Genomic DNA, 12,515 nt, shown 5'->3' with positions numbered 1-12,515 from the left:
AGCTCAAGCGTCGCGCCGAACGGCATCGCGCGGATCAGTGCCGGTACGTATTCGCAGTACTGAACTCGCGCCCGCGCGAGATACTGGGGCGGTGCAGACTCCGGCCGTCGGACGGCATGAGGAGATCGCCCGCCTGCGCGCCGCGGTGGTGGCCGCGGCCTCGGGTGCGGGCCGATTCGTGCTGGTCAGCGGCACAGCGGGGATCGGCAAATCGTGGTTGGCCGAGCAGGTCGGCTCGCTGGCCGCCGAGGCGGGATTGCGGGTTGCCCGTGGCAGCGCCCTCGACGACGCGGGGATGCCGCCGCTGTGGCCGTGGCGCCGGGCCGCGCGCGAGCTCCCCGAACTGGCCGCCGCCCTCGACACCGTCACCGAACCCGGTGGCGGGCCCGCCGCCCAGCGCTTCCGGATGTTCACCGAGGTCGCCGATGTCCTCGTCGCGGCCGCCGCGCCGTCGGGTTTGCTGCTGGTGCTCGAGGATCTGCACTGGTCCGATCCCACGTCGCTGGCGCTGCTCACCCACGTGGCGACCGAAACGCCGCGCACCAAGGTGCTCATCGTCGGCACCGCTCGCGAACCGATGGGCGAAACCCTGCTCGCCGACCAGCCCGCCTGGCTGCGCCTACCCCACTTCCAATCCCTGTCCGTACCAGGTCTTTCCGAACACGAGGTCCGCTACTGGCTCGAACAGCGCGGCCTCACTTCGGATCTCGCGCACCGCGTGCACGAACGCACCGGCGGCACTCCCCTGCTGGTCCGCCTGGTCATCGATGCCGACATGGGCGCCGGCGACGACCCGCTCCTGTCGGTCCCCGGAATCCGCCGCCTGATCCTCGCCCAGCTCGACCGTATCGACCCCACCCATATCGAGGTTCTCGGTGCCGCGAGCGTGCTCGGTGAACGCATCGATACCGAATTGCTGGCGCAGGTCTACGGATCGGTGCTGCCGTCGGAGCCCGTTCCGGTCTCCGATCCGGTGGCGAAGGCGCTCGATGCGGCAACCGCGGCCGGTATCGTCCGTCGTTTCGCCGACGACACCACGGGTTTCACGCACGCTGTGGTGCGCGATGCAGTGTACGCCGACCTCGCCCCTTCGCGGCGAGCGGCCTGTCACCGCGCGGCCGCCGAGGTGCTGAGTGGGCGAGGTGGTCCGGATTCGGCGGTGGCAGGGGCGATCGCGACCCACTGGCGGCAGGCGAGCGGCTGTGCGGACTCCCCGTCCGGTCGCCATTGGTCCCGTCGGGCCGCGCGATCGGCCCGCGCGAGTGCCGCCTACGCCGAGGCGATCCGATTCGGGCAGTGGGCCATCGATGCCGCGGGCGGCACCGCCTCCGATGCCGAGCGCGCCGAGCTGCTGATCGAGCTGGCGCGCGACGAGTTCGCCGCCGGTTGGGTGGCCACCAGCCTCGACCACTGTGTCGAGGCGGGCGCGTCGGCCGAACGAGCAGACCGCCCCGACCTGCTCGCGGAAGCAGGCTTGGTGGTGCAGGGCGTCACCACCCCGACCGTGATGACGCAACTGGATGCCCTCTGCGGCAAGGCATTACGCCTGCTCGAAACCGACAAGCATCCCGACCTCGTCGCCCGCATCCTCGCCCAGCGTGCCCTGTCGGCCGCCGACCGCGGCGCGGGCGCGCGGGCCAGGGAACTCTCCGACCGGGCCATGCGCGCCGCCGAACGGTCCACCGATCCCGACGTCGTCCTCGACGCGATCCACGCCCGCCATCTCTCGCTTGCGGCCGTGGACTTCCTGGCGGAGCGAACGGTGCTCGCGGCGAGGGCAATCGAGATCGCGGCCGACGCCGAGCAGCCGCTGGCACAACTCTGGGGATACGTGTGGACAGCTGACGCATCCCTGCAACGCGGCGACCTGCCTGCCTTCGACAACGCCCTCGACCACATCGAACTCCTCGCCGACCGCCGCCGCCTCCCGCTCGCCCGCTGGCACCTGTTGCGCCTGCGGGCCACCCGCGCGGCCCTGGTCGGCGACTTCCCCGCCGCCCTGGCATCCGACACCGCCGCCCACGAACTGGCGGTCGGCATCGGCGACTACTCCCTCGCCGGCCTGCACCATGCCTTCCGTGGCATGTATGCCGTGATCGTCGGTCACATCGACCGCGACGAGCTCACCGCGGCGCTGGCTTCGCTGGCCTTCGCCCCGAAGATCACGATCGCCCAGCTGTTCGCCCCGATGCTGCACGCGATGGCAGGCGATCTCGAGGAGGCGAAGGCCCTGTTCGCGCCGTTCCGTCTGCTGCCCGACACCCTCGAGATCGGCCCGCGCTGGTCCGGCACGGTGTATTCGGTGGGCATCGTGGCCGAATTCCTCGACGACGCCGAGACGGCCGATCGCGTCTTCCGGGCCTTGCGGGGCCGCGAACACCACTACGCCGCCGACGGCACGGGCGCGCTCATCTGTGTGGGTTCGATCGCGCGTATCCGCGCCGACAACGCCCGCGTCGCAGGCCATCTCGACGCCGCCGTCGGCCTCTACCAGCAGGGCCTGACGATGGACGCCGCGATCGGGGCGCGCCCCTTCGTCGCCCTCGGCCACCTCGGCCTGGCCCGCACCCTCTTCGCCCGCGGCGACCTCCCCGCCGCCCGCGAAGCAGCCGACCGGGCCGCCGCCGCCTTCCGCCGCCTCGACATGCCACACCGTCTGCGCGCGGCCGACACCCTACTCGCCGACATCACCACGGCCACCCGCACCGCCGACCCACTGACCCGCCGCGAACGCGAAGTGCACGGCCTCGTCGCCACCGGCCTCACCAATCGGGAAATCGCGACCCACCTGGTCCTTTCCGAGCGCACGGTGGAAACCCACGTCCGCAACATCCTCGCCAAACTCGCCGTCACCAACCGCACCGAGCTCACCCGCGGTCCCCACTGACCGAACCCCGGCCGCTGCGTTCTCGGCGGAGTCGAGCGCGAAGAACTGCGCCGCCAGCCAACCGAGATCCAGTTACAGTGACCCAGCGGATGGTCAGCGTTTTGGGAGGGAACCCCGGTGGAGCAGGTATTCCAGGTCGACTTGCGGGGCATCGTCGACCTGCTCAGCCATCACCTGTACGGCAGCCCACGGGTCTACGTCCGCGAGTTGCTGCAGAACGCGGTCGACGCCATCACCGCCCGCCACGCCCTCGACCCACAGGCTCGCGCGCAGGTCAGGATCGAGACGCCCGCCGGCACCGGGGACGGCACCATCCGTGTCCATGACAGCGGTGTCGGCCTGACCGAGGCCGAGGTGCACACCTTCCTCGCCACGATCGGCCGCAGCGGCAAGCGCGACGACCTCGGCTTCGCCCGGCACGAGTTCCTCGGCCAGTTCGGTATCGGCCTGCTGTCGTGCTTCCTGGTCGCGGACGAGGCCGAGGTTCTCACCCGGTCCGCGCGCGGCGGCCCGACCGTGCGCTGGACCGGTTTCGCCGACGGCCGCTACCGCGTCGAGCCCGCCGCGCGGGAACGCGACGAACCCGGCACCACCGTGATCCTCGCGCCGCGCCGCGGCGCCGAGCAGTGGCTCACTCCGACGACCGTCGTCGAGCTGGCGCGGCTGTTCGGTAGCCTGCTGCCGTTCGAGGTCACCGTCGACGGTGAGCCGATCACCGAGCCCGAAGTTCCTTGGCGCGCAACCCACCCCACTCCTTCGGACCGCACGAACGCGCTCGCCGCGTACGCCGAGGACACCTTCGGCTTCACCCCGTTCGCCACCTTCGATCTCGCGTGCGCCGAATCCGGTGTCAGCGGTGTGGCTTTCGTGCTCCCGCAGCCGGTCAACCCGGCGGCGAAGGCCGGACACCGCGTGTATCTGAAGCGAATGCTGTTGGCGGAGAGCGTCGCCGGCCTGCTGCCCGACTGGGCCTTCTTCGTCCGCTGTGTGGTCGACACCACCGAGCTGCGCCCCACCGCGAGCCGCGAAGCCCTCTACGAGGACGACCTGCTGGAGAGCACGAGGGAAGCGCTCGGCGGCCGGATCAGGGACTGGCTGGTGGAACTGTCCACCTCCGATCCGTCCGCGCTGCACCGTTTCCTGCGTATTCACGATCTCGGCGTGAAGGCCCTCGCCCTGCACGACGACGACATGTTGCGCCTGGTCGACCGCTGGTTGCCGGTGGAGACCAACGCGGGCCAGATCCCGCTCGCCGAATTCCGCCGCCGCTTCGGCGAGGTTCGCTACACCCCGTCGGTGGAGGAGTTCCGGCAGCTGGCCGCGGTGGCGAGTGCCGCGGGCATCGGCTTGGTGAACGGCGGTTACTCCTATATCACCGACATTCTCGAGCGCTTGCCCGCGATCGATCCCGAGATCCGGGTGCGCCGTTTGGATCCCGCCGAACTGGCCACCCATTTCGATCTCGTCGATCCGGCGACGGAGCTGGCGCTTCGGCCCTTCCTGACCACCGCCCAGCGCGTGCTCGATCGCCTCGAATGCGAAGTGGTACTGCGCACTTTCGATCCGCCGTCGCTGGCGGCGCTGTATCTGCTCGACCGCGATGCCCAGCATCGCGCCGAACTGCGCGCCACCCGCGAGGTCGCCGACGAACTGTGGGCCGATGTTCTGGGTGCTTTCGATACCGACCAGGCGGGCGACCGTCCGCAGCTCGTGCTCAACTACCGGAATCCGCTGGTACGCCGCATCACCGGGCTCGCCGATGCCCGTTTGGTCACCACGGCGGTCGAGGCGCTCTACAGCCAGGCGCTGCTGCTGGGCCAGCATCCGATGCGGCCGGTCGACACCGCGCTGCTGAACAAATCATTCGTCGGGTTGCTCGACTGGGCGGTTCACGATCCCCGGGGAGAGCTCTGATGTCCGACGCCAATACCCCCGACGACCTGCAACGGCTGCTGTTCCAGGCCTACGACATGCCCTACGGTGACGCCAAAGACGCACTGCTGGAACAGGTGCTGCGGCACGCGGAGGCGGGCGCGCACACCGAGCTCGCGTTCCACGTTCGCATGGCGATGGTCGACGCGTACGGACACGGGATGAGCCCGGCCAAATTGTTCGTCCCGTTCGCCCGCTGCCTGGCCGAATACGATCGCGACCCCGGCGCCCACGAGTCGTGGGTGGCGCCGTCGCTGCGGTGGAAGTTCAAGACCGCGGTGGGCGCGATGACGAAATTCCCCGAGGTACCGATGGATCGGGCGCTGGCCGCCCTCGATCAGATGGAACGCCGCTATCGGGTCGAGGGTCAGAGCCTGAACGCGGTGTACGGCCGTAGGCATCGGGTGGCGGTCCACATCGGCGACCTCGACGCGGCCGCCGAGTGGTACGAAAGGTGGTGCACCACACCGCGTGACGAGAACTCCGATTGTGAAGGCTGCGACCCCACCAACCGGGTCGCCTGGCTGGCGAGCCAGGGCCGCGACATCGAAGCCGTCGAGCTGGCCGCTCCGGTCCTCGCCGGCGAACTCGGCTGTTCGGAGCAACCGCAGCTCATTCTGACCGAACTGCTGCTGCCCTACCTGCGCACCGGCCAGCTCGACGAGGCGCGCAGCGCGCACCGCCGCTCCTACCGCCTGCTGCGCACCAAGCCGCAGGACCTCGCCGCGATCGGCGACCACCTCGAGTTCTGCGCGCTGTCGGGCAATCAGGTGCGCGGCTTGGAACTGCTCGACCGCCATTTCTCCTGGCTCGATCGCGCGCCGAGCCCGAAGGACGCGCTGGCCTTCCTGACCTGCGCGGCGCTGCTCCTGCGCACCCTCGTCGATGCGGGCAACGGTGATACGTTGCTCTGCCGCCCGGCCGCCGCCGATCGTCCCGCCGCCGAATCCACCGCGCGCGCAATGCACGTGGAGCTCACCGACGAGGCACTGGCCATCGCCGCTCGCTTCGACCACCGCAACGGGACCGATCACCAGACGGCATCGGTCCACCAGAAGCTGGCGAGCCGCCCGATCGTCGACTACCTGCCGCTGTCCGCGGCCGCCGCGCACCGGGTGCCGGTCGAGCGGGGTCCGGCGGCTGCGGCGGTCGAGATCCCCGAGCTCACCACCCTCGAACTGATCGAACGCGCGGAACAGGCGACCACGCAGCACGCCGCCGCCGAAATACGGGCTTTGGCGCAGCGGTTGGCGGCCGAGCCGGAGCCGGGCGATCCGAGTCTGGCCGGGCGACGCGCCTCCGTGCTGGCCGGCGCAGCCTTGCAGACGACCGATCACGATCACGCCGAATCACTGTTACGCCGGGCGGCAGCGTATTTCGCCGCGACCGGCGAGCAAGATCGCCGTCAGACCGACCTGGGTCGGCTCGGCCTGCTCCTCAGTAGGCACGGCGACGTGGCGGAAGCTGTCGGGCTGCTGCGGGATTCCCTGTCACACCTGGCGAATTCACCGGAACCGCAGACGAGAGCGGCTGCGACGCTGAGGCTTTCCGGCGGCATGTTCGCACTGTTCGATCGCGGCGAGCTGTCCGAGGAGGACGCCGCCGAGCTACCCGCGTTGCTCGACCGGGCCGCGGCCGACGCCGCCGAGGCGGGCGAGGACATCCTGCTCGGTAATGTCGCCCGGCACCGAATGTATCTGCATCAGAACAACACTGAACTCGTCGACGCGGTCGCGGCTGGACAGGAAGCCGTCACGGCGTATCGCCGGGCCGGTCAGGCGTGGCGGGTCGCCGATGTGGCCCAGTACCTTTCCGGAATCCACTTCGACGCGGGCGATTCGGTCGCGGCGCTGGAAATGATCGATGAGGCGGTTCGGCTGGTCGACGCCGACCTCCCCGACAGCGTGCGCCTCATCGTGCACGCCCGGCGCGGTGCCCTGCTCATCCACCTGAACAGGCACGAGGAGGCAGTCAGCGAGCTGTTGACCGCCATCGCGATCGGTATCGCGGCGGGTAGTCCGCAGGTGCCGTACGCGCAATGGGATCTGGCTGTCGCCTACCGCGCCGTCGGCCAGTTGCTCGACGCCGCCGACCAGGCCGAAGAGGCGATCGCCGGGCTGGAGCGCGCCGGGGCCCTCGAGCAGGCCAGGACCTGCCGCTTCCTGCTGGTCGATCTGCATCGCCGGCTGGACGAGGACGAACCGGCACTCACCGTCCTCGACGAGATCATCGAATTCGACCGCGCCACCGGCAATCTCGGCGGCGAATCCCATGCCCTCGTCGAGACCGCCGATCTGCTCGACGTGCTCGATCGCGATGCCGAGGCCGCCGAGCGCTACGTGCTGGCCGCCGAGGTCGCCGAGAGATTCGGTGATCCGGTGCGCGTCGCCTACTGCCGCTACAGCGCCGCGCTGTCGCTGCACTGGACCGGCGACTACGCCGCCGCGATCACGGCCATCGCGGCCTCCGACGAAGCGATCGCGAAGCTCGCCGCCGCCCACCCGGACACCGAACTGCTCACCTGGCACACGGCCCGGCACAACCACAACGCCGCCCGGATCCTGCGTCGCGCGCAACGCCCCGACGACGCCTTCCCGCGCGCAGACGCCGCCGCCGCGGGTTTCCGCGCCATCGACGCAGGCGACCAGGCCACCCGTTCCGACTACGAGCGCGCCGTACTCCTGATCGAGCTGAACCGCCCCACCGAAGCCGAGAAGATCCTCACCGAGGCCGTCGCGGAATTGACCGACGACCACGCGGCCAAGCCGATGCTGTCGGAACTGCTGGCCGACACCCGAGCCCAGCTCGCCTGACGCGCACCTGATCCGAAGGAACCACCCGCGATGCAACCGCTCGACCCGAACGATCCTCGGCGGATCGGCGACTACCGACTGCTGGGCGTGCTGGGTGCCGGGGGCATGGGCAAGGTGTATCTGGGCCGGAACCCGGGCGGGCGCACGGTCGCCGTGAAGGTGATCCGCCCGGATCTGATCGATGCGGAGTTCCGTGCGAGGTTCCGTCGTGAGGTCGCGGCGGCTCAGCGCGTCGGCGGGGCCTACACCGCGCCGGTGCTCGACGCCGATGTCGATGCGCGGGCGCCGTGGCTGGCCACCGGCTATGTCGCCGGGATCTCGTTGACCGACGCGGTCAACCGGTTCGGGCCGTTCGCCGAGCCCGCGCTGCCGGCGTTGGCACACGGGCTCGCCGAAGCGCTCGTGGCGGTGCACGCGGCAGGCATCGTGCACCGCGACCTGAAGCCGTCGAACGTGATGCTCGCGATCGACGGCCCCAAGGTGATCGATTTCGGCATTGCCAGGGTGATCGCGGATTCCGCCCTCACCACCACCGGAAAGTTTCTCGGCTCACCGGGTTTCATGTGTCCCGAGCAGGTGAGCGGCGAAACCCTCAGTCCGGCCTGCGATGTCTTCGCCCTCGGCGGCGTCCTCACCTTCGCCGCCGCGGGTCACGGCCCCTTCGGTACGGCCGAGGTGATGCAGATGCTCTGGCGCATCGTGTACGAGGAACCCCGTCTCGAGGCTCTTCCTTCCGCCCTGCGACCGCTCGTCTCGTCCTGTTTGGCCAAAGACCCCGCTGCCAGACCGACCCCGGAACAAGTCCTTTCGGAACTGGCCCACCTCGGCACTGCCGAACGAACCGATTGGCTGCCGCCACAAGTAGTCGCGCACATCAGTACCAGCGCCGTCCGGCTACTCGACCTGGATTTCGATCCTGCCGACCCATCCGGCGCATCGCCGCTCGATGCCGCCGCGATTTCCGCACCAGGCTGGTCGACAGGCACTTCGGTACCGAACCTGCCGGCCGCGAACCCCGCGCAGGTCTCTCCGACCGGCTCCTCGAGACCGCACGGACCGACCGTCATCAGCGGATCGCCGCCGACTCCCTATGGAGTGCCCGGCGAATTCACCCCGCCGCCCTTTGTGGTCGCGCACAATTCCGCCGACACGTTCACCGGTCGGCCGCCGCCCGCGCCGGCACGTGCCACCGCGTCGCGACGAACCCGGACTCTGTTGATCGCCGCGTCCGCGACGGTGGCGGTGGCGGTCGCGGGTGGCGCCTATCTGATCGGGACCCAACTGAATGCCGGGTCCACCGGCGGCACCGGATCGAGCACCTCCGCCGCCTCGACCTCCGTCGCCTCGACCTCCGTCGCTTCGAGCTCGACCGAGACCGCACCCAGCTCGACCGCCACCGGATCGGGCACGGACTCCGTCCCGGCCGAGTTCGTCGGCATCTGGAAGGGCCGTGCCGCCGACGGCCCGGTTCAGTTCGACATCGAACTCACCATCGCCGCCGGTGCGGTCGGTCAGGAACTCGCGACCTCGGCCAACACCGGCGCCCTCTCCCGCGACCGCTGCGGCCGTGCGGAAACCCTCACCGAGGCCACCGCGCAGCGCCTCACCTTCCGGGCCAGGCTCACCGCCGGTAGCGGATGCTTCGACGAGGGCGCTACCTCGACGGTCACTCTGCAACCCGACGGGACGCTGGCCTATCGAACCCCTGGTGTCCTCGGCGGCACCATCGCCGGCACCCTGCGGAAGGGCTGACAATGGGCTCCGACCGAACTGGAACAGGTTGCTACCGGATAGCCCGCGATGCCCTCGGCGCAGGTGCACCCGGTCGTTCGTCCAGTAGCAAACCTCTACGTGAAACGCGGTGTCGCGCCGCTGACGGGCAGCACCGTCAATCCATACCCGCAGGTAGCGTCGGTCTCGCAAACTCTGCCGTTGCGATCTGGGTCACTAATATGTCAAACTCTCGCCCACACTGTGAAGCCAGTCGGTCTCACAATGTCTGGAAAGGGAGTCGATTGAGCGGGCGGCAGGTGAGCAAGGTTGCCACCGTCCCGAAGGCTGCCTTGATGTCAGTCGAACGTGACCAGTGCCAGAGCGGCGCCGGTGAGCAGATCGACCAGCTCGTCGACGGGCGGACGCGACTTGCGCAGCAACCATTCGTGCGCCACGCCGGTGACCGCGCCCGTGATCAGCGCGGTGGTCAGCTCGGCATCACCGCGCAGGCGCACCCCCACCCGCTCCAGCGCGCCCTCGATCAGTGCCGACCAGGCGTGCCTGCGGGTCCGGCGATGGGTCTCCATCCGATCGCTCACCCCGACCACCTCGATCAGCGCCACCTGCGCGCGATACGGGTCGGAGCCGAGCGACTCCAGGTACGCGCCGAAGCCGGCTCGCAACGCGAGCTGCGGATCGGTCGAGCCGAGCGCGACCAGCGCGGTGCCGACCGCGGCCGCCGCGTCGTCCTGGATCCGGTCGTAGGCCGCCACCAGCACGTCTTCACGAGTTTCGAACTCCTCGTAGAACTGCCGCTTGGACAGCCCGGCCGCCGCGCACACCTCGGCGAGCGAGCACGTGGCGTAGCCACGTTCCGCGAAGATCTGCGTCGCTGCTTCCAGGAATCGCAGTCGTCGTTCGGCTTTTCGCGCGACGACCGTACGACCCCCATACCGCCTGTCCGCTGTAGTCACCTCTCCAAAGTATCTGAAACCCGGGATAACACTGACCTTTCCGGGTCGCTTCATCTATCCACCGAACAAAGGACGGCCGACCAGTGCTGAGCACCCGAGCATCGCGGACCGCATTGTCCGCCCTCGTACTAGCGGCGGGTGCGGCACTCGTGGCACCCACGCCCACGATGGCTGCCCCGCAGTCCGCCGCGACGCAGCCGAGCGTCCCCGCCATCGCCGAGAACGTCCCCTCCGGGACACTCGCGGCGCTGGCTCCGACGATCGTAGGCGCGATTTCGGCCCCCGGCCCCATCGCCGACGGCGGACAGGCCGCGATCCTGGCCCAGGCTCGCGTGCTGCTGGCCACGCCCGGCATCCCGGCGCAGGTCAAGGCCACCCTCGAAAAGGTCATCACCTTCCTCGACGGCAGTGGCGGCGGCGGTCCCGAATTGCCGCCTTCGGACGGTCCGCGCATCGCGCAGTTCCTCTACCCGACCATCGGCAAGGGCTGCATCGGCCCGACGTCGGATTCCGTCGGCACCGCGCTGGCGGTCCCCGGCCCGGCGACGCTGCCGCCGCCCGGACCGGCCGCGGGCCAGACCGGCTTCGTCTTCACCGCGCTCGGCACGAAGACCGCCACCGTCGTGCAGAATCCGCCGATGACGGTGCAGTGGGTCAACCTCGACAACCGTCGCACCGGTACCCAGCCGCTCACCACCGAGGCGGGCATCAACGCCGACGGCCCGGCCACTCTCACCGCTATCGCCGACACCGGTCCCGGCCGGGTCGCGGCAGTGATCACCGGTTCGCTCACCACGGCCACCGCCGATGGTGACCGCACCTGCTCGTTCGCCCCGACCCTCGGTTTCTTCTCCGTCGGCTGAGTCTCGCACCACGCAATTGGAGTTCGATCTATGAAGTTTGTCGTCCCCGGCCTGGTCAGCGGCCTGGCCGGCGCGGTCATCGGGGTGATTGCCGTACTCGGCATCACCGCGGGCGCGCAACAGAATTCGATCCCCGCGCCCGAGGAGTCCGGTGACCCGGGCTCGTCGCTGCTCGGCAACGTGCAGTACGGCTCGCGATGAGCAACGTACGCAGGCTCATCGCCTGCATCCTCGTCGGTCTCGGCGCGCTGCTGCTCGCGGCCGCGGTCATGATTCCCACCTACACGGTCGGCAAGGTCGCCAAGACCCCGCTCGACCTGCGCATCACCACGGTCGCCAAGAGCGTGCCCGGCGAGGAAAGCCTCGTGCTGGACGCGAAGTCGCTCACCGCGACCGAGGGCGCTGCCAAGGTGAACACCAATGTGCCGCTCGTTTCCCAGCGCTTCCTGACGGTCGAGGAGCCCTCGGACGCCGACGAGATGACCGTCCAGGCCGGCCAGACCCTGCGTCGCGACGACCAGGACCCCAAGGACGGCCTGCTCACCGCCTCGGTCGACCGCGTCACCATCGACCGCGTCACCGGCGCGCCGATCGACGCCTCGCCCAACGGTTCGATCGCCGTGGCTCAGGACCCCAAGTCGGGCGCCGCGATCCCCACCGAGTCGCAGCGGCGCGGCCTGCAGTACCGCTTCCCGATCGGCACCGAGAAGAAGTCGTACCCGTACTTCGACCTCAACGCCCGCGCCACCTACGACATCGATTTCATCGACGAGTCGGAGATCAACGGCGTGCCGGTCTACCACTTCCGGCAGACCATCCCGGTGACGAACATGTGGGACGTCGTCAAGCACCCGTCCCATCAGCTCGCCCTGCCCGCCGCCAAGTGGGGCCTCGAGGGCACCGAGCCGGTCACCATGACGCGCTTCTACACCAACACCCGCGACGTGTGGGTGGAGCCGAGGACCGGCGCGGTTCTCAAGGGTGGCGAGAACCTCCACATGTACTACGGCCGTAGCGCCGGGCAGGTGGACGTCAACATCCTGAAGTCGCACCTCGTCTTCGACGAAGAGACCATCGAAGCCCAGATGGCCGTCACCCAGGAGAGCCTCGACAAGCTCGACCTGTACGGCAAGACCCTGCCGATCATCCTGGGCATCCTCGCCGCCATCTTCCTCATCGGCGGCGCGGTCCTCGGATTCCTGAGCTCGGGCTCCACCGCGGGCCGTCCGTTCGATCCCCCGACCGAGCGGATTCGTTCCTCGAACCTGTAAGCCACCTGTCCACAACTCGGCCTCCCCCGGTCCTCAACCCGGGGGAGGCCGAGCTGTTTTGT

Annotated in this window: 8 protein-coding genes; 7 read left to right on the top strand and 1 reads right to left on the bottom strand. The window is 69.5% G+C overall.

Annotated elements, in window-relative coordinates; translation table 11 throughout:
- Positions 1-91 precede the first annotated feature (91 nt).
- The 4 genes from ACFQ9R_RS06630 (at position 92) to ACFQ9R_RS06615 (ending at position 9,384) form a co-directional block, all read left to right on the top strand.
- The gene (locus tag ACFQ9R_RS06630; RefSeq protein ID WP_378989319.1) at positions 92-2,887 is read left to right on the top strand and encodes an AAA family ATPase; all 2,796 of its coding nucleotides are present in this window, start codon (positions 92-94) and stop codon (positions 2,885-2,887) included.
- 117 nt (positions 2,888-3,004) lie between these two features.
- The gene (locus tag ACFQ9R_RS06625; RefSeq protein WP_378989318.1) at positions 3,005-4,801 is read left to right on the top strand and encodes an HSP90 family protein; all 1,797 of its coding nucleotides are present in this window, start codon (positions 3,005-3,007) and stop codon (positions 4,799-4,801) included.
- Positions 4,801-7,632, top strand: a complete 2,832-nt coding sequence (locus ACFQ9R_RS06620) for a hypothetical protein (protein ID WP_378989317.1) — start codon at positions 4,801-4,803, stop codon at positions 7,630-7,632. The genes ACFQ9R_RS06625 and ACFQ9R_RS06620 overlap by 1 nt, the downstream gene beginning before the upstream one ends.
- A gap of 30 nt (positions 7,633-7,662) precedes the next feature.
- The gene (locus ACFQ9R_RS06615) at positions 7,663-9,384 is read left to right on the top strand and encodes a protein kinase (protein ID WP_378989316.1); all 1,722 of its coding nucleotides are present in this window, start codon (positions 7,663-7,665) and stop codon (positions 9,382-9,384) included.
- A 317-nt stretch (positions 9,385-9,701) separates the two neighbouring features.
- Here ACFQ9R_RS06615 and ACFQ9R_RS06610 read toward each other — a convergent pair whose 3' ends face one another.
- Positions 9,702-10,319 (bottom strand): TetR/AcrR family transcriptional regulator, encoded by a 618-nt coding sequence (locus ACFQ9R_RS06610; protein WP_378989315.1) that lies wholly within the window; start codon positions 10,317-10,319, stop codon positions 9,702-9,704.
- 83 nt (positions 10,320-10,402) lie between these two features.
- On the opposite strand from ACFQ9R_RS06610, the gene ACFQ9R_RS06605 reads away from it, so the two are divergent.
- Genes ACFQ9R_RS06605 through ACFQ9R_RS06595 form a run of 3 tightly spaced genes read left to right on the top strand, consistent with a single transcriptional unit; the run spans position 10,403 to position 12,453 of the window.
- Entirely contained in the window at positions 10,403-11,182 is a 780-nt protein-coding gene (locus ACFQ9R_RS06605) for a hypothetical protein (protein WP_378989314.1), read from the top strand.
- 30 nt (positions 11,183-11,212) lie between these two features.
- Positions 11,213-11,383, top strand: coding sequence for a DUF2613 domain-containing protein (locus tag ACFQ9R_RS06600; RefSeq protein WP_082844323.1), 171 nt, complete (start codon positions 11,213-11,215; stop codon positions 11,381-11,383).
- Positions 11,380-12,453 (top strand): DUF3068 domain-containing protein, encoded by a 1,074-nt coding sequence (locus ACFQ9R_RS06595; protein WP_378989313.1) that lies wholly within the window; start codon positions 11,380-11,382, stop codon positions 12,451-12,453. The genes ACFQ9R_RS06600 and ACFQ9R_RS06595 overlap by 4 nt, the downstream gene beginning before the upstream one ends.
- The last annotated feature ends 62 nt before the right edge of the window (positions 12,454-12,515 follow it).

It is taken from the genome of Nocardia sp. NPDC056541, assembly GCF_042794235.1.
Taxonomy (GTDB): Bacteria; Actinomycetota; Actinomycetes; order Mycobacteriales; family Mycobacteriaceae; genus Nocardia.
This window is presented reverse-complemented; position numbering and strand designations above follow the sequence as displayed.